The sequence below is a fragment of the Pseudomonas sp. FP2338 genome, assembly GCF_030687515.1.
Lineage (GTDB): Bacteria > Pseudomonadota > Gammaproteobacteria > Pseudomonadales > Pseudomonadaceae > Aquipseudomonas > Aquipseudomonas salomonii.
The window spans coordinates 3,025,313-3,043,158 of the sequence record NZ_CP117436.1; the positions used below are offsets into that span (position 1 = coordinate 3,025,313).

Here is a 17,846-nt window from a genome sequence, read left to right on the forward strand (position 1 = left end):
TGGCGGGTATTTGGATTATTTTTCGAAGCCCGCTGAAATGACTCTTTGGAGACGCAATGGACATGCCCTCAGCTCAACAGGCGATCGCCAGTAACAAGGCCGCCTGGGACGCCTCTGCCGCGCTGCACAAAGGCACCGCGACCTGGAACACACTCCTGCAATCAGTCGCTGAACCGACCTTTTCGTGCCTCGACCCCACCATTACCGCGCTGTTGCAAACCGTCGGCGTTGCCGGCAAGGCGGTGGTGCAACTCGGCTGCAACAACGGGCGTGAAAGCCTGTCGTTGTTTGGCCTGGGGGCGCGCGAGGTAGTGGGCGTCGATCAATCGGCAGCCTTCCTGGCACAAGCTCGGGCGTTGGCGGATGTTTCCCCGCATAACCCGCAGTTCATCGAAGCCGATATCTATCACCTGCCTGAGCAACTGCTTGGCCGGTTTGATATTGCCTTGGTCACCATTGGCGTACTCGGCTGGATGCCGGATGTGGCGCTGTTCATGCAGCACGTGGCCAGTACCCTCAAGCCCGGCGGCACCCTGGTGATCTATGAGACGCATCCTTTCCTGGAAGTCTTCGACCCTCAGGCCAGCAATCCGCTATTGCCCGCCAGTTCGTACTTTCAACGCGATCCGTTCGTGCTGCAGGCGTCGATTGTGTATGAAGGACTGACACAGGTTCCAGGGCCGACGTCCTATTGGTACGTGCATACCCTGGGCAGCGTGGTCAGCGGGGCGATTGCGGCGCACCTGCAGATCGAGCATCTGCAGGAGTACCCGCACTCTAACCGGGAAGAGCTGTATGACCAGTACGAACACCAGCCGGCTCAATTGCCGTTGTGTTTCACCCTGACGGCCATCAAACGCTCGGTTTAAAGCGGTTTTTGCGCACAAAAAAAGGCCCGCGACGGTAGCGGCGGGCCAAGTGAATCACTGGAGTAGGTGGCCTCACGCTAAAGGCCTGGAGGTGAAGGCTGTGTGAAAACCATGTCGGCGTTTCGGATGCCTGCGGTTTCACCGGCGACGCACAAAGGTGCGCATGGTTTGCCCTGGCCCGGTGCTGAAGACGGTCGGGCGGGGCATGCCTTCATCCGCCGCGATAAACACAAAATCGTCGCCTTCGAGGCGATAGCTGGCGGGTAAGGCTTTGTCGGCGTCATCGCCCATGGAGTCCACCCAGGTAATGCGTTTGGGCGTGGTGCTGCTGTCCAGTGTGAACCGGCCAGCCAGCAATATGTCGCCATTGACGGTTTGGACTTCGAACTGATCGCCACGAATAGTGGTAATGGCACCCGGCGCGCTGTGTGCGTCGGGCGGGTTGTGTATGCCGCTGTCTTCCAGGGCGATTTGCTCCCAGGCGCCCTGGAGCGCGGTGAAGTCCGGGTCTGGTTGAGGTGTCATGCAAGTTCCTTTTGCTGGAGGTTGATCGGCGCGATTGTAACTGAAAGGGGCTTGGAACCTGGTTGGATGGCGAGTTTTTTCTGCGTTGGCCGCGCAACCGCCTGCACGGTAAGTAGCCCCACTCCGGGCTTGCGTCCAGACAGGCGGTTGCGCGTCCTGCACGCTGCGTAGACAGCTTTTCACAATTCTTAGTTAACCTTTGGTTACAAACTGTGGCTAAATAAAGGCCAATGGCCTGGTTCCGGAAGTGACTCGTCCGGCCAGCCGCCAATGTGTAATTGTGATTTCAGGTGCTGCTTATTAATCCTCGGCCGTTGTGTGCACGCAGGAGCAGCCTGTTCTCTTCTGACTTGTGACGAATCCCTTGAAACTCATCATTGTTGTTCTCTACGTTGCCTCCATTGCGTATGTTCACCTGCGTGGCAGAGTGCGACACAAGCTGGGTCGCCAGCTTAGCGATCACTCGACGTTCCTGGCGCCGATCAACTGCTTCCTCTACTTGTTTTCCAAGCAGCCAAGCCGTCCGTTTCTGTCGCCCAGCGACTTTCCGGACCTGAGCCCGCTGCAGGAGCACTGGGAGGAAATTCGCCAGGAAGGCCAGAACCTGATGCGCGCGGGCGAGATCAAGCGCTCGGACCAATACAATGACGTGGGTTTCAACTCGTTCTTCAAATCGGGTTGGAAGCGCTTTTACCTCAAGTGGTACGGCGACAGTCACCCGTCGGCGATGAAGCTGTGCCCGCGCACCACTGAGCTGGTGCAAGGTATTGGCTCGATCAAGGCGGCGATGTTTGCCGAGTTGCCGCCGGGCTCCAAGCTGGTGCGCCACCGCGACCCTTATGCAGGCTCCTATCGTTACCACTTGGGGCTGGATACGCCGAACGATCCGGGTTGCTATATCAATGTGGATGGCGAGAGTTACTACTGGCGTGACGGTGAGCCGGTGATGTTTGACGAGACTTACATTCACTACGCTGAGAACACGACGCAGCAGAACCGCATTATTTTGTTCTGTGACATTGAGCGCCCGATGAAGTACCGCTGGGCGGCGGCGTTTAACCGGTGGTTCAGTCGTAATGTGATGGCGGCTGCGGGTTCGCCTAATGATGAGGGTGACAAGACGGGCGGGTTGAACCGTGCGTTTACGCGGTTGTACAAGATCCGTTTGCGTGGCAAAGAGCTGAAAAAGCGTAATCGGGCGCGGTATTACCTGGAGAAGTGGGCGATTTTTGCTGGGTTGGCGGTGATATTTATTCTGATCTGACTTGCCTGGTTTACGTTTTATGGGGTTTTTTTGGTGTACATATCCGTTGCTGCGGTCACGGCGGCCTATGGTTCCGCCCTTACGGCGGGTCACTTTTGGCAAACGCCCCAAAAGTAACCAAAAGGTCTGTGCCCCACCACTCGGCACCTCGCTCTGGCTCGGTGTGCCCTCACTCCGGCTTGAATCCGTGGGCCGCCGCGATGGGCCATCCTTGGCCCAGCGCGGCTAACCCGGCGTCCTGCCGGGTTACCCACGGATTCAAGCCTGCGTTCGGCCATCGTGGTTGACGGGGCGCCTCAGATCAAAAGCAGATCAAGATCAAGATCTACAGCACGGCGGCCTGAAAGCCGACCTGAGTGGTTGAAGCAAAAGCCAGATCAAGTGCAAGTCAAAAGCCTCTCTACCTGATGCAACTCGGTCCAAATGTGGGAGCGGGCTTGCTCGCGAATGCGGTGGGTCAGTCAATTTATCTGTCACTGGCCCACCGCATTCGCGAGCAAGTCCGCTCCCACCTTTGACCGAGTATGGCTCTGCTGTTGCTGTTGCTGTTGCAGTGGCCCTTACATCCTTCCCGCGCCATGGATGGCGCGTGGCGGCGGCCCCCCAAATCAGTGTCGGATTGCGGGCATGCCGAGCCACAGCGAGGCACCGAGTGTTGGGGCGAGGACTTTTTGGTTACTTTTGACTGGGCCGGCATTCCGGTCCTTGCAAAAGTGACCCGCCGTAAGGGCGGAACCATAGGCCGCCGTTACCCAAATAACGGATATGTACACAGCCAAAAAAACGCCCTGCGCAGCAACATTGTTCAGGCGCACCAAGTTGATGCCATCGCAGGCAAGCCAGCTCCCACCTATTGACCTGGTACGGTTACTACTATCACTGCGGCGGCTCAGCCCCCAGCTTGTCCCACATCTTTTTGCTGATCTTCTGCCGGTTGGCGTAACCGGCCCAAGGGTCGTCCTTGAGCTTCTCCAAACGCTCATGCAGATTAGCCACCGTCCACTGCTGCGCACCGCGTAACCCTTTCAATTCCTCCCGGCTCACCGGCACCGAGACCGGCAGGCCCGGGCGGGCCCGTACCGAATAGGCCGCCACCGTACTCGCACCGCGGGCATTGCGCAGGTAGTCGATAAAGATCTTGCCGCTGCGATTTTTCGGGCCGCTGGTGGCGGTAAAGCGTTCGGGCAGTTGCTGTGTCATGAACTGCGCGATGGCCTTGGCAAAGGCCTTCACCGTGTCCCAGCCATCCCGGCGCGCCAGCGGGATGACTAGATGCAGGCCTTTGCCGCCGCTGGTTTTGACGAACGCTTGAAGGCCCAACTCGTCGAGCACCGACAGGGTTAGTTGCGCGGCTTCCAGCATGCTTTTCCAGGGCAATGCGGGGTCCGGGTCGAGGTCGAGCACAAACAGGTCCGGGGTTTCGATTTTGTCGGCAGTGGCGCCCCAGGTGTGCAGCTCGATCGTGCCCATCTGCACGGCGCCGAGCAGGGCTTTGGCGGTGTCGATCTCCATCAGCCGTGCGTGGCCGGGGTCGAGGCGCTGGTCCAGTTGCTTGATATGGGGAATCGCGAGGCGCTCTGCATGCTTTTGGAAGAATTGCTCACCTTCGATGCCTTCCGGCGCGCGCAGAAGCGAGACCGGCCGGTGGTGCAGGAACGGCAGGAGCCATTGGCTGATGCTGGCGTAGAAATCTGCCAACTGCTGCTTTTGCGTGCCACTTTGTGGGTCGATCACGCGGTCGGGGTGGGTGATGTTCACGCCATTGCCGGCTTTTTTCGGTGCTGAAGCCTGCTTGAGCGATTTGGCCGCACGCGGTTGTTCATGGATGATCTGCGCCACAGGCTTGTCGCTGCGCAGCGCAATGAACGCGGCTTGACGTACCACGCCTTCGCGGGTCCATTCGGCGAAATTGACTTCGCCGACCAACTCGGGCTTCACCCAGTGCACGCCGCGTGCCTGGCTGCTGGTCAGCGGTTTGTGTAGCGGCGAAGTCTTGCGCTCCAAAGGCGTGAGCTGGGCGTAGATCGTTTTGAGCGTGTGCTGATCAAACCCGGTGCCGACACGCCCGGCATACACCAAGCCGTTGTCGTCATTGACCGCCAGCAACAGTGCGCCGAAGCCGGTGCGCGAACCTTGCGGGCGGGTGTAACCGACAATCACAAACTCCTGACGCAGGCGGCATTTGAGTTTGATCCAGTCGGCGCTGCGGCTGGACACGTAAGGGCTGCCGACGCGCTTGCCGATCACGCCTTCAAGCGCCAGGTCGCAGGCGCTTTCGAAGATGTCGCGCTGGTTGGCGGCGAAGGCTTCGGAAAACCGCAGCAATTTGCTGCGGCTGCTCGACAGCGCGGCCTTAAGCGCGGCACGGCGTTGTTCCACGGGGGCTTCGCGCAAATCCTGGCCCTGTAGAAACGGCGCGTCGAACAGGTAATAGACGATATCCAGGCTGCGGCCGATATCGAAGGCATTTTGCAACGCCTGGAAGTCCGGCAAACCGTCGGCATTGAGGCTGACCACTTCGCCATCCAGCCAGCTGTCCTGGAGCTTGAGGGCTTGCAGCGCCTTGACCTGGCGCGGCAAACGCTCGGTCCAGTCATGACCGTTGCGGGTGAACAGGCGCACGTCGCCGTCGCGGATACGCGCCAGCATGCGGTAGCCGTCGAATTTGATCTCGTATTGCCAATCGCCGGCCGGGGCGCGGTCGACCAGGGTGGCCAGTTGTGGCGCGAATTCATCGGGCAGGGCGGTCTTGGCTTTCTGGCGCTTTGCACGCGCTGCAGGCGCGGGTGCGGGCTTGCCCACGGTGGCGTCGCTGAGCACGCTTTTGGGCTGGGCCTTTACGATGTCGTAGTCTTCGGCCGGGCGGGCTTGCTGATCCTTTTCCTTGATCAGCAGCCACTGTTCCTTGTCGCCACTGCCCTTGAGCCGAGTGCGTACCAGTGCCCAATCGCCGGAAAGTTTTTCACCGACCAGGGTGAATTTGAGTTTGCCGGCTGCATACGCCTTGTGCGGATCGTCGTGAGGCTGCCAGACCCCGCGATCCCACACGATCACATCACCGGCGCCATACTGCCCGGCGGCGATATTGCCTTCAAAATTGCCATAACTCAGCGGGTGGTCTTCAACGTGGACCGCCAGGCGTTTCTGGCTGGGGTCCAGGCTCGGGCCTTTGGGCACGGCCCAGCTTTTGAGTACGCCATCGAGTTCCAGGCGAAAGTCATAGTGCAGGTTGCGCGCGTCGTGTTTTTGAATCACGAAGGATAGCGCCGAGGCCTTGGATTTACCGGCGGGCACTTCGCCTGCCGGTTCTGCGGTGATCTCGAAGTCGCGTTTGCGTTTGTACTCACTCAGGGGCTTGGCCATGGCGTTCTCCGGCTGATGGCGGGCTCAAGAGGCCTTTTTGCTGGCTTTTTTCGCGGCCGGTTTTTTGGTCGCGGGCTTTTTCGCGGCGGGCTTGCCGGCCAGGCTGCGCTTGAGCAATTCGGTCAGGTCGATCACATCGGCCGATTTGCGCTCTTCGCTGCCGGCCTGGCTCTCAACGTCTTCAACCTTGCCGGCCTTGGCCTTTTTCGCCACCAGCGCCATGATCTTTTCCTGGAAGCTGTCGCGGTATTCGTCCGGCTGCCAGTCGGCGCTCATGTCTTCGACCAGGCGCTTGGCCATGTCCAATTCGCCCTTGGCCAGGCTCGGTTTGGTCACGTCACTGCCCAGTTCCAGCTCGTCGAGGCTGCGCACTTCGGCGGGCCAGCGCAGCATCACCAGGACCAGCGCTGATTCCAGCGGCATCAGCGCTGCCAGGTGCTGCTTGGTGTGCAGCACCACATTGGCCAGGGCGACCTTGGCGGTTTTTTTCAGGGTTTCACGCAGCAGTGCGTAGACCTTGCCGCCGCGTTTGTCCGGGGCCAGGAAGTAGGGCGTGTCGATGTTTTGCAGCGGGATCTGGTCGGCGGCGACAAAGGCAACGATTTCGATGGTCTGGGTCGACTTGGGGTGGGCCGAGCGAATTTCGTCTTCGCTGAGCACCACGTAGCGGCCTTTCTCAAAGGCCACGCCCTTGACGATATTGTCCTTGGTGACTTCCTTGCCCGTGGTTTTGTTGATGCGCTTGTAGCCCACCGGGTCCATGCTGCGTTTGTCCAGCCAGTCAAAATCAACGCCCTGGGAGGACGTGGCCGAGACCAGCGAGACCGGGATATGGACCAAGCCGAAACTGATGGCGCCTTTCCAGATTGCCCTTGGCATGGCTGCGGTTCCTTGAGAAGTGTCGGTGTTCTGGTGACTCGCAGGCGGGCGCAAAAGTTTCGGCTGGTAGATGCGCGGACAGATGCGCGGACAGATCGTGTTACATCTGATGAGAAACTATTTAATGTCGAAAGCCGAACCCAAGGCGTAGCGTGTTATCGAAAGCACGTACTACTCGCCCCAAAGAGGTTTTGTCATGAACAGCTGTGTGCGTTACCTCGCCGTAGTCGCGCTGGGCCTGGCCATCGCGCCATTGGCCCAGGCGCAGAACCTGCCCGGCAGCTACAACACCAATAACAGCCCAATCCATCGGGCTAACCCGAACAGCATGCAGGGCACCCAACCCAATGCGCCGGCCACCACCCGTGGGGTACAACCCGCGCCGACCGGCCCTGCACCCACCGTCGAAAACGGTGGTATCGGCAATCGTTACCCGACCCGTAACGCGGCCCCGAGCCGTCCAGCCACTGCACCCAAAGCGCCCACTTACGATGCCAACGGCAATCGCCGGTAAGGACTCCGTCTTATGTTCCTACGTAAAACCCTGTTAGCCGCTCTTTGCGCAACCCTGCTGCCCGCGACGGCCGTCATGGCGGCGGATGCCCAGCAGTTCCCCAGCGAACAAGGCAGCATCACCGCCACCCCCATTGCCAAAGGCCTCGACCACCCGTGGGCCGTGGCGTTTCTGCCGGACAAACAAGGCTTCCTGGTGACCGAGCGCCCTGGCCACCTGCGCTTTGTCAGCCCGGACGGCAAGCTGTCCGCGCCGCTGACTGGCGTGCCGCAGGTGTGGGCCAAAGGGCAGGGCGGTTTGCTCGACGTGGTGCTGTCGCCAGACTTCAAGCAGGACCGCCTGGTCTACCTGTCGTATGCCGAAGGCGGCGGCGAGGGTGGCAAGGCCGGCACTGCCGTGGGGCGTGGGCGCTTGGCCGATGACTTGAGCGGGCTCAAAGACTTCAAGGTGATATTGCGCCAGGAGCCCAAGCTGTCGACCGGTAATCACTTCGGCTCGCGCTTGGCCTTCGACCGCGATGGCTACCTGTTTGTGACCCTGGGCGAGAACAATGACCGGCCGACGGCCCAGGACCTGGACAAGTTGCAAGGCAAGGTCGTGCGCATTTACCCGGACGGCCGTGTGCCGGACGACAACCCCTTTGTGGGCCAGCAGGGCGTGCGCCCGGAGATCTGGTCCTACGGCCAGCGCAACCCTCAGGGGCTGGCGTTGAACCCTTGGAGCGGCACGATCTGGGAAAACGAACATGGCCCGCGCGGCGGCGATGAAATCAACATCATCGAGCGCGGCAAGAACTACGGCTGGCCCCTGGCAACCCACGGTATCAATTATTCGCTGACGCCGATTCCGGAAGCCAAGGGCAAGACCGTGGAGGGCACTGTGGAACCTCACCACGTCTGGGAAAAGTCCCCCGGCATCAGTGGCATGGCGTTCTACGACTCCGAGCGTTTCAAAGCCTGGGATCACAACCTGTTTATCGGTGCGTTGGCCAGCCAGGAGTTGATTCGCCTGCAGTTCGATGGCGATAAGGTGATCCATGAGGAGCGCCTGCTGGGCGGGTTGAAAGCGCGGATTCGCGACGTGCGCCAAGGGCCGGACGGATTCCTGTACGTGCTGACCGATGAGGACAAGGGCGTGCTGTATCGCGTCGGGCTGAATCAGGACTGAATCAGGAATGACAGAGGCTTATAGGCCAATGTGGGAGCTGGCTTGCCTGCGATAGTATCGCCTCGGTGTTCCTGATTAACCGAATCGTCTGTATCGCAGGCAAGCCAGCTCCCCTATTTGGTTTGCGTAAGGCTTACAGGCCCAGTTCAGACAACCCCGGATGATCATCCGGGCGCCGGCCCAACGGCCAGTGGAACTTGCGTTCGGTTTCTTTGATCGGCAGATCGTTGATGCAGGCAAAACGGTTGGCCATCAGGCCGTTTTCGTCGAATTCCCAGTTTTCGTTGCCATAGGAACGGAACCAGTTGCCGGAGTCGTCATGCCACTCATAGGCATAACGCACGGCGATACGGTTGTCGGTGAATGCCCACAACTCCTTGATCAGCCGATAATCCAGTTCCTTGGCCCATTTGCGCGTGAGAAAACCCTTGGCCTCTTCGCGGTTATGCGCAAATTCGGCGCGGTTTCGCCATTGCGTGTCCAGGGTATACGCCAGCGACACCCGTTGCGGGTCGCGGGAGTTCCAGCCGTCTTCGGCCAGGCGCACTTTTTGAATCGCCGATTCACGCGTAAACGGTGGCAGTGGAGGGCGTTGTTCTGCTGTCGATGACATGGGGCAGCTCCTGTAAAGACCAAAGTGGTGTCGAAAGTTGCTCAGCGTGTGCGTTCAAAGCCCCAATAACGTTCGCGCCATGCATTGCGCATTATCAGCCGCTGTTGAATCGCCCATGACCAGGGCAACGGTAATGGCGCCATCGATCAGGATCAGCAGGTGCGCGGCCTGCCGTTCGGGGTCGGGGGTGCCATGTGCTTTACACAGTTCAAGGGCGTACTCGAACAGTTTTTGTTTATGCGCCTTGGCCAACAGGCGCACCGGGTCTTGCGCATCGCCGGTTTCGCCACTGGTGTTGATAAAGGCGCAACCGCGAAAGTCTGCCGAGCCAAACCAGGCCTTGAGTGCGCTGAACAGCGCCAGCAGACGCTCGCCGCTGCCTTCGCTGCGTTCCACTTCAGTGCGTAGCCACTGCATCCAGCGTGCGTCGCGGCGTTGCAGGGCGGCGATGACCAGTTCGTCTTTATTGGCAAAGTAACGGTAAATACTTTTGCGCGAGACGCCGGCGGTTTTCACCAGTAACTCCATGCCGGTGGCGGCGATGCCGTGGCGATAGATCAACTTCTCGGTGACGTCAAGGATAATGTCGCGGGTTTCATTGCTGTTGATATCGTTCATGGTGTGGACAGTAGAACGATCGTTCTTCTTGGTCAATTAAATTTTTTCCATCTGCCGCGGCGAGACCTGAGCAGCCCCATGGTGTAAGCTCTGTGCCTCTTCGGATTCGACCCATTGCGAGCCTTATGCCGTCGTTCTTCAAACGCTCCCTGCTGCCCAAACTGCGTGGTTTCCCGCTGTCTCCCGATGCCATCGACGTGCTGTCCGGTGCCGCTGCGTACCGCCTGTGCCTGCTGGAAAAAATCGCCCAGGCCACCCAGCGCATCTACATCGTTGCGTTGTACTTGCAGCAGGACGAAGCGGGGCAGGAAATCTACGACGCCTTGCATGCTGCCAAGGCGGCACGGCCCGAGTTGGATATCGTGGTGGTGGTTGACTGGTTGCGCGCTCAGCGCGGCCTGATCGGCGCCGGCAAGCAGCCGGGCAACAGCGCCTGGTACCAGGCCATGACCCACTCCCACGCCAGCGAAGTGCCGGTGTATGGCGTGCCTGTGCAAACCCGCGAACTGTTCGGCGTGTTGCACCTCAAGGGTTTTGTGATCGATGACAGCGTGCTCTACAGCGGCGCCAGCCTGAACAATGTGTACCTGCACAAGTTCGACAAATACCGCTTTGACCGCTATCACCTGATCCACAGCAAGCCCTTGGCTGACTCGATGCAACACCTGGTGGAACACGGCCTGGTCGCGTCCAAGGCCGTGCATCGCCTGGACCTGCCAAACCTGCCGACCACCCGCAGCCTGCGCAATGACATCGGTGACTTGCGTAGCCGCTTGAAGCACGCGACCTACGACACCACCACGGGTTTGCTGCCCAATGGGCACTTGTCGGTAAGCCCGTTGCTGGGTGTGGGCAAGAACAACCCGTTGAACCGGGTGATCCTCGAACTCATCGCCAGTGCCCAGCATCAACTGACCATCTGCACGCCGTATTTCAACCTGCCGCTGCCGGTGACCCGCGAAATAAACCGCGCCCTGGCGCGTGGGGTGAAGGTCGACATTATCGTCGGCGACAAAACCGCCAACGATTTCTACATTCCGCCCAGCGAGCCGTTCAAGGTGATCTCGGCGTTGCCTTACCTGTATGAAATCAGCCTGCGCCGCTTCGCCAAACGCCATCAACCGATGATCGACAGCGGCCAGTTGAACCTGCATCTGTGGCGTGACGGTGACAATACCTATCACCTCAAGGGGATGTGGGTCGACCAGCGTTACACCTTGCTGACGGGCAACAACCTCAACCCACGGGCGTTCCGCCTGGATCTGGAAAATGCCCTGCTGATCGATGATCCCAAGGGCGAGTGGCTGGCGCCGCGGCGCACAGAGCTCGCGCAGATCTTCCAGCACACCACGCGTATCGAGCGGTATCAACACTTGCAGACGTTGGTGGAGTATCCGCCAGCGGTGGGCAGGTTCCTACGCCGGGTCAGTCGGGTACGAATCGAGCGGCTGCTTTACAGAATCCTGTAATCGGTACCTACCTACAGCAAACTCTCTTATGGCCTTCGCTGTTTTGAGAGTTTGCCTGCACCTGGGCGCGGCCCAACTTCGTACATTTCGCCCTAGACAGTTCTTAGGGACGAGAACTCTTGCCACTCACTGGTACAGAGGAACTAGAAATGTCGAACATCTCGCCACTCTATCAAGCGCGAACGTTTACTCCACAGGTGCTGCCTACGGCACCTGATCTGATTCGCCCTGCCGACACGCCGGCTCGGCCCAAGCGCAGCCTTGACCCGCAGGCCCCCCCGGCCTGGACACTCCCTTCTTTGCCCACAGCCACTGCCGAGGCCTCTGCCACTGCCGACCATATGCTGCAGACTGCGCTGGGCAGCCAGGCCTTGGTTCATGCAGCAGACAGGCGTGTGAATCTGGTTGCCGATAGCACAATTTTTCCGCTCTTCGACGCCTACCGGCACGCGTTTAACACACCTGAAATCCATGCCTGGTTTCTGAAAAAAGGCATGGCATTATCGACGGTGGTGATCAAGCCGCACTCGGTGACGGGCAACGTAACCCTTAACGGTGTCACCCGCGTGCAAACCTTTACTACCGGCGATGCATCCGGTTGGTGGGAAGTCAGTGCAAGGCTGCGTGCCGCTGCCCAGGGGCTTGACCCTGAAGGCGCAGGTTTGCCATATGCCAGCCCCAACGGCAGTACTTTTTCGCGCAATGCGGTCATGCGTTGGTATGGAGTGCAACCGCCCGGCGGCGATACCACTGTGACGCAAGCTCAGCAAGCACTGGCGGCGGCTGACTGGTCAGCACCCGAAAACAAGGCTGAACTCGGCATTCGCGTGCAAACAGCCAGGCAAGCGATTGGCGCCCTGGATGAGCGCGCTCATCTGGCAGGCGTCCTGACTCAACACATCACAGACAAGCCCGATGAGCAAACCGTGGAATTGGCCGAGTTGGCCGTGCCGGTCAGCAGCACCTCAGGACTGACCCGTAACGAAGCCGGCAAGGTCGGGATCAGCGACGCCTTACAGGCTTATGGATTGTCATTGCCCAAGACCGTGGGTGAGTTGCGTAATGCCGTGCGCTGGCTGACCACGGCATTACCGCCGCCTGCACCGTTGGGAAATTACTCCGGCCTGTTAGGCCACACCTGGGCACCCGGAGACTTGTCTGCCGCCGATAAAGCCGCGCTGGTTGCGGTGGGAGAGGACCAAACTGATGGCAACTCGAGCGACCCCATGCTTGGGCTACTCAATACGGGAGGTATCCTCGATCGGCATACGCCCGAGGACTTGCGTACTCAAGCCGATCACTTCATCAGCCAGTTGCTAAGTGACCCGCTGGTATTGCTGTTGGGTGATAGCTTAGCGTTTGACCGGCGTTTTCATGGGGCGTCTGGCACCCAGCAGTTGACAGACGCTGAACGCAAGCAGTGGATCATCGCTGCCATCAAACTCAAAATTGATCCGCAGGCGGCGGCACGTCCAGGCACAATCGCCGGCTATGACGTGTATCAGTCAGCCAACAGTGGGCGCAGTATGGGCGAAGTACGCAGGGATCTCGAAGCCCATCTCAAACGGAACAAACTACTCGATCCCCGAGCCGCGCCGCTCGTGGCCCATTTGTTGCTGGCCAATGCTGCGCCTGAGTTTCTTGTACGGGGCATTCCCGACACGCTGCGCATAGGTTCGCCTGAATGGGCAGATTTGCGCCTGGGCGTCATGTTTGCCGAGCGTCAGGGCGGCGCCGGCGTTTCGCGTGCCATGAGTTACGCGCAGGTTATGGCACTCAGCCGGCTGGACCCGCGCACGCCGGAAGAGGCCGCCATACTCGATAATTACGGGATGGACGCATTACTCGATTGGGGCATGATGCAGGGCGTCTACACCCGACCGGCGGATGGGCGCTATACACCCCAGATGTACCAGCAGGCCAACGAGGCTTTCGACGTGCAGCGCACGCAGCTCCTTCAAGCCTTGAACCACTTCAATGTGGCGCTGCCGACACGAGAAAAACGCGCGATTGAGAACTTGCAGCAAGTCTTTCCCGATCTCAGCGTTGAGCAAATAAAAGCGTTGCGCGTGTATATTGCAGACCCAAATGAGCGTCGCAACAAGAAGCCGTCGGAGCCGGTAACACGCCCGTTGGTCGAGACGTACATGACCGACGACCTGGCTGAGGGCCGCTGGATGCTCCTGACGCCGGGGCAGGCGCTGCCAAAATCGCCCACCCGCAAAACCCCGTTTGATTTCAACCAGGACCTGAGCAAAGCGGACCAGGACGCTATTGATGCAAACGTCCGGGCCCTGAATGCCAAAATCGTTCAGTTACCGAATGTGCAGGCCCAGTTGCCCGCAGAGGTCGACACCTACCTGGCCAACCTCAAGCAGGGCTTGAGCACCGTCACCAAACGCATGATTGCCAACCTGCCTTTGGCTGATCGCCAGGCCCTGGAACTTGGCAAGGTCGAGCTGTTTGCACTGCGTGAACAAGTGGACGACGTGCCCACTGTGGACCAGACACCCGATCAGGTGGAGGAGCGGCGAGGGCGCAAAGGTACGGTGATACGTTGCGAACACTTGGGTGTGATCAGCTATTTCGAGGTGTTCCCGGATAAGTTGTTGATCATCAAACGTGATGATCTACCGGACACATTGAAACTGGGCGGTGAACTGCAAAACCACACCAAGGTGTACGGGCCTTGGGCGCCCACCGAAACGAAACTGCAGAACGGTTTAGAGGAACCGTTTGATTTTATGGCTTACAGCTCCGACGCAGTGCCAAGGCCCGGCGTCAAATCGCCACGCATAATTATCGAAAAAATTGGGGATACCTTGCCTCCTGCGCAGTCTACCGGGCAGAGCGATATGCAAACGATAGTGCCCAACAGTTTTTCTTCGGACCGCACCCAGACGATTGTCGACCGCATAATGTCGGGCAACTTTGTTCATCATCGCGATACCGTGTTGAAGCTCGCTCAGGGCAAGTTGCCGTTGGAGCAACAGCGCGAGCTATCGGCTCACAGGGACCAGGTGCTGCTGGGCATGATTCCGTTCGTAGGAGCAATCATGGATCTGGTGCAGGGCAACATCGTCGACGGCACGCGAGGGCTCATTATCGACACGGTGGGCGCTCTTCTCGGGGGCGCAGGCTCGACGGTGAAACCCTTGTTCAAATCTACAAAAGTTGTCGCGCCCTTCGGTGCCAAGGCTTTTCGTGTACTGGAAAAAGGGGTCAGCGTCGTCAGTGGTTTCCTGAACCCACTGGATGGCACGGCGGACCTGCTGAACGGCGCTACCAGAGGCATATTCGCCCTGCCTAAACTGCTGGACAAAGCACCCAAGCTTTCGTTGTTGACCTCGCTGGGCTCTGTGGAGGAAAAAATGCGTACATGCCTGGGCGTGAGCCGCGCGCTGAAGCAACCTCAGGCAATCCGAAGCCCTGCCGGGCAGATGGCCACTCACAATGGGCACAACTATTCGGTGCTGGTTCAAGCGGTGCAAATGGGTAGCTATTGGTATGCGACGGATCCCACCACTCATCTGCCGATCGGCACCCCGTTGGACGGGTTTAAACCGCTGAACGCGACGGCTGCATAAAAAACGCCCCCCCAAGCCTGGCCAAGGCTTGGGGGTGTTATTGCCAAGATTTTACTACCACCTAGTTGAGAAAACTCCTACGGCCCAACTTCGCATTACTTAATATTTTATTAGCCATCTGTTTTTAGGGACGAGAACTCTCATCAACCCAATCGGTAGAGAGCTTTTGAATGTCGACAATCGTTGCAAAAGGTGGCTTTCCGGTTTTACCCCTTTCTTCCTCCGCTCAGGTCAGTACCCCACACTTACCCGCCCCCGATGTACCGGCTTCTCCCTCCGTTATCGCTGTGACCCCAGGCCCCAGCCCAACTCATACGCATCATTCCAGGTCATTGCGCGAGGTGAAGCTGCAGGAACAGGCAGGCCGGGTTAAACGTGACACTGACGTTCAAAGCGCAGCGGTGCCACCCGCCAAAGCAGGCAACGTCGGGCGGCGATACCCCGCAACAGCTGACGCTGAAAAGGCGGACATTGCGCTGCAGAAACGGTTGGTTAACGGGTTGAACACTGGCAAAACGGATGAAAAAGCCAATCCTAAAAAATCATCCGTAGAGCCCTTCATCGAGATGTACAACCAGGCGGTTAATGAGCCATCCGTCCAGGCGTGGTTCCGTTCTCAAGCGTTGAAGCCCGAAACCATACGGGTACTCAATGATCACGTTATGGGCGTTGTGATACGCGACGGTAACCCCATAAGCCATAAACCCGAAGGGACGCCGCTGGAGCACTTCACACCCGACGCCGTTTGATGTTTTTGAGCGCCCAGGTGTTCGGCCGCCCCCGAGGGCCGCACGAACACCTGGGTGTTTAATCAGTTCAGACCCAACTTGCCGCGCAGCATCGACAGGTCTTCAGCCAAGGTGTTGACCGGGCCCACCAAAGCCTTGCGGTCGGTGTCCTTGACCTTGTCGTAGGTCTCATAACCGCCATCTTTGGTTTTGTACTTGGCGAGGATCTTGTCCACGGTGGCAAAGTTCTTGTCGACCTTGGCCAGGAAGACTTTGTCCTGCTTCTCGATCTGGCCACGGAACAGGTCGACGATTTTCTTCGCGCCGTCGATGTTGCCCTGGAAGTCATACAGGTCGGTGTGGCTGTAACGGTCTTCTTCACCGGAGATCTTGGTGGCCGCCACTTCTTCCAACAGCGCTGCAGCGCCGCCGACGACTTTTTCCGGCGGGAAGGTCAGGCCGTCCACGCGGGTTTTAAGGTCGTTGACGTCGGTGTTGAGCTTGGCGGTCAGCGCTTCCAGCCCCTTGGTGGTTTTCTCGGAGAACAGTACGTACTCGATGCGATGGAAACCGGTGAAGTCTTCAGCGGTCACGCCTTTCTCGTGGTCGTCGACACGTGAGTCGATCGAAGCGTCGAGGTCGCTGAACAGCTCGGCGATCGGCTCGATGGACTCATAGTGCACGCGGGTCGGCGCGTAGAGCTTCTGCGCGGTGGCCAGGTCGCCTTTATTGATGGCATCGGTGAACGCCTTGGTCTGGGTGACCAGTTCGCCGATTTCTTCGGTGACGTAGATCTTGTAGTCCGACACCGGGCCTACCAGGTCCAGGGGCGCGGTGGCGGCGAAGGCTGCCAACGGTGAAAGGGTCATTAGCAACGACAACGCGATAATCGACTTCTTCATGGGACGTTTTCCGCTCTGATGTGTTTTAGGTGTTGGCAGTGGTTTGAGAGTGCGTTGCAGCGAGCAGTGTGCGGCCAAGGAAGTCCTTGGGCCCCGTTACCCCCGGCAAGGTGAAGAAGTACCCGCCGCCGACCGGCTTGAGGTATTCCTCCAGGGGCTCGCCGTTGAGCCGGGTTTGCACACTGATGAAGCCTTTCTCCAGGTCAGCCTGGTAGCAGATGAACAGCAGGCCCATGTCCAGCTGACCGTTTTTGTTGACGCCGTTGGAGTAGTTGAACGGCCGACGCAGGATCAGGTTCGCCTGAGTCTGCGGGGTACGCGGGTTTGCCAGGCGGATGTGCGCATCGAGCTTGGTCAACTTGCCTTGCGGGTCCTTGCTGTAGTCGGGTACCTGGGTTTCTTTGTCGCCGTCCATGGGCGCGCCGGTCGGTTTGATGCGGCCGATGATGCTTTCCTGTTCCTGCAAGGGCGTGCGGTCCCAACGCTCGACGAAGTTGCGGATGATACGCACGGCCTGGTAGCTGCCGTTGGCGGCCCAGGCCGGTTCGTCGCTGCCGGGTTGTACCCAGACGATCTGGTCCATGGCCTTGGCATCGTTGGAGTTCGGGTTGGCCGAGCCGTCACGAAAACCGAGGAAGTTGCGTGCGCTCTGCGCCGGCTCACCGGGTTTGGCCGGTGCCTGGGGCGGTACGCTGCCTTCCTGTTTCCAGCGCACCAGCAGCAGGTCGGGCAGGTTCTTCACGATGTCGCGCAGGGCGTGGATATTGGTGTCCGGGGTGTTCGAGCTGAATTGCAGGCTCAGGTCGCCGTGACACTGCGCGGGCTCCAGCGCGTCGTTGGGGAAGCCAACCATGCGGCTCAGGCGCTTGGGTTTGGCTGGGGCCAGGCCGAAGCGCTCATCGAACAGCGATTCGCCGACCGAGACGGTGATGGTCAGGTTATCCGGCGTCACCACCGGGCCGAGGATTCCGGAGTCGGTGGGCGGCAGTTTCGGGTCGACTTGCGGCACGGTGCCGCCGGTCATCAGGAACGCGATGCGCTCATTCAAGGTGCGGAACAGGCGCTCCAGGTCTTCGCGATCGCTGGCCAGCACGTCGAAGGCGACGAGCATGCCGCAAGCCGGGCGCGGGGTGACGATGCCGGTCTGGTGCTGGCCGAAAAAGTCATGATGGTCCTGAGTCTTGTCACTGCGCGGTGCGGTGGTGACTTGCTCGGCTGCGGCAGCCATGGCCGGGCAGGTCAGGGTGCTGCCGGCAATCGCGGCGCCGGTGGCGGCCATGCCCAACAGGACGCGGCGGCGCTGTGCTGAAAAGTGTGCGGAAAACTGTTCTGAATCACTCATGTCTTA

At 59.5% G+C, this 17,846-nt stretch carries 15 protein-coding genes; 8 read left to right on the forward strand and 7 right to left on the reverse strand.

Annotated features, from left to right (window positions below; translation table 11 throughout):
* Nucleotides 1–56 precede the first annotated feature (56 nt).
* Nucleotides 57–869 carry a bifunctional 2-polyprenyl-6-hydroxyphenol methylase/3-demethylubiquinol 3-O-methyltransferase UbiG gene (locus tag PSH96_RS13680; protein WP_305459694.1) on the forward strand — a complete coding sequence of 271 codons (813 nt, stop codon included), beginning with the start codon at nt 57–59 and terminating at the stop codon, nt 867–869.
* Between the two features lie 138 nt (nt 870–1,007).
* On the opposite strand, the gene PSH96_RS13685 is transcribed toward PSH96_RS13680, so the two are convergent.
* Nucleotides 1,008–1,394, reverse strand: a complete 387-nt coding sequence (locus PSH96_RS13685; RefSeq protein ID WP_305459695.1) for a TIGR03067 domain-containing protein — start codon at nt 1,392–1,394, stop codon at nt 1,008–1,010.
* 364 nt (nt 1,395–1,758) lie between these two features.
* Here PSH96_RS13685 and lpxO point away from each other — a divergent pair, with 364 nt between their 5' ends.
* Entirely contained in the window at nt 1,759–2,658 is a 900-nt protein-coding gene (gene lpxO / locus PSH96_RS13690; RefSeq protein ID WP_065911666.1) for a lipid A hydroxylase LpxO, read from the forward strand.
* Between the two features lie 524 nt (nt 2,659–3,182).
* Entirely contained in the window at nt 3,183–3,515 is a 333-nt protein-coding gene (locus PSH96_RS13695; protein ID WP_305459696.1) for a hypothetical protein, read from the forward strand.
* A 19-nt stretch (nt 3,516–3,534) separates the two neighbouring features.
* Here the strand turns inward: PSH96_RS13695 and ligD are convergent, their stop codons facing one another.
* On the reverse strand, nt 3,535–6,021 hold the full coding sequence (ligD, locus tag PSH96_RS13700; RefSeq protein ID WP_305459697.1) for a DNA ligase D: 2,487 nt from the start codon (nt 6,019–6,021) through the stop codon (nt 3,535–3,537).
* 24 nt (nt 6,022–6,045) lie between these two features.
* Complete coding sequence (locus PSH96_RS13705; protein ID WP_305459698.1) at nt 6,046–6,900, reverse strand: Ku protein; 855 nt, start codon at nt 6,898–6,900, stop codon at nt 6,046–6,048.
* Between the two features lie 196 nt (nt 6,901–7,096).
* Here PSH96_RS13705 and PSH96_RS13710 point away from each other — a divergent pair, with 196 nt between their 5' ends.
* Nucleotides 7,097–7,414 carry a hypothetical protein gene (locus PSH96_RS13710; protein ID WP_305459699.1) on the forward strand — a complete coding sequence of 106 codons (318 nt, stop codon included), beginning with the start codon at nt 7,097–7,099 and terminating at the stop codon, nt 7,412–7,414.
* A 12-nt stretch (nt 7,415–7,426) separates the two neighbouring features.
* Complete coding sequence (locus PSH96_RS13715) at nt 7,427–8,581, forward strand: PQQ-dependent sugar dehydrogenase (RefSeq protein ID WP_305459700.1); 1,155 nt, start codon at nt 7,427–7,429, stop codon at nt 8,579–8,581.
* A gap of 133 nt (nt 8,582–8,714) precedes the next feature.
* Here PSH96_RS13715 and PSH96_RS13720 read toward each other — a convergent pair whose 3' ends face one another.
* Together PSH96_RS13720 and PSH96_RS13725 are read right to left on the reverse strand one after the other, a co-directional pair.
* The gene (locus PSH96_RS13720) at nt 8,715–9,194 is read right to left on the reverse strand and encodes a nuclear transport factor 2 family protein (protein ID WP_305459701.1); all 480 of its coding nucleotides are present in this window, start codon (nt 9,192–9,194) and stop codon (nt 8,715–8,717) included.
* Nucleotides 9,195–9,248: 54 nt separating this feature from the next.
* The gene (locus PSH96_RS13725) at nt 9,249–9,812 is read right to left on the reverse strand and encodes a TetR/AcrR family transcriptional regulator (protein ID WP_138453363.1); all 564 of its coding nucleotides are present in this window, start codon (nt 9,810–9,812) and stop codon (nt 9,249–9,251) included.
* 125 nt (nt 9,813–9,937) lie between these two features.
* Between PSH96_RS13725 and pssA the strand changes: the two genes are divergently transcribed.
* The 3 genes from pssA (at nt 9,938) to PSH96_RS13740 (ending at nt 15,617) form a co-directional block, all read left to right on the forward strand.
* Nucleotides 9,938–11,281 (forward strand): CDP-diacylglycerol--serine O-phosphatidyltransferase, encoded by a 1,344-nt coding sequence (gene pssA / locus PSH96_RS13730; RefSeq protein WP_305459702.1) that lies wholly within the window; start codon nt 9,938–9,940, stop codon nt 11,279–11,281.
* 149 nt (nt 11,282–11,430) lie between these two features.
* Nucleotides 11,431–14,868 carry a hypothetical protein gene (locus PSH96_RS13735; RefSeq protein WP_305459703.1) on the forward strand — a complete coding sequence of 1,146 codons (3,438 nt, stop codon included), beginning with the start codon at nt 11,431–11,433 and terminating at the stop codon, nt 14,866–14,868.
* A gap of 170 nt (nt 14,869–15,038) precedes the next feature.
* Nucleotides 15,039–15,617 (forward strand): hypothetical protein, encoded by a 579-nt coding sequence (locus tag PSH96_RS13740; protein WP_305459704.1) that lies wholly within the window; start codon nt 15,039–15,041, stop codon nt 15,615–15,617.
* A gap of 62 nt (nt 15,618–15,679) precedes the next feature.
* Here the strand turns inward: PSH96_RS13740 and efeO are convergent, their stop codons facing one another.
* Together efeO and efeB are read right to left on the reverse strand one after the other, a co-directional pair.
* Nucleotides 15,680–16,498 carry an iron uptake system protein EfeO gene (gene efeO, locus PSH96_RS13745; protein WP_305459705.1) on the reverse strand — a complete coding sequence of 273 codons (819 nt, stop codon included), beginning with the start codon at nt 16,496–16,498 and terminating at the stop codon, nt 15,680–15,682.
* Nucleotides 16,499–16,523: 25 nt separating this feature from the next.
* Nucleotides 16,524–17,840 (reverse strand): iron uptake transporter deferrochelatase/peroxidase subunit, encoded by a 1,317-nt coding sequence (gene efeB, locus PSH96_RS13750; protein WP_305459706.1) that lies wholly within the window; start codon nt 17,838–17,840, stop codon nt 16,524–16,526.
* Nucleotides 17,841–17,846: the final 6 nt, after the last annotated feature.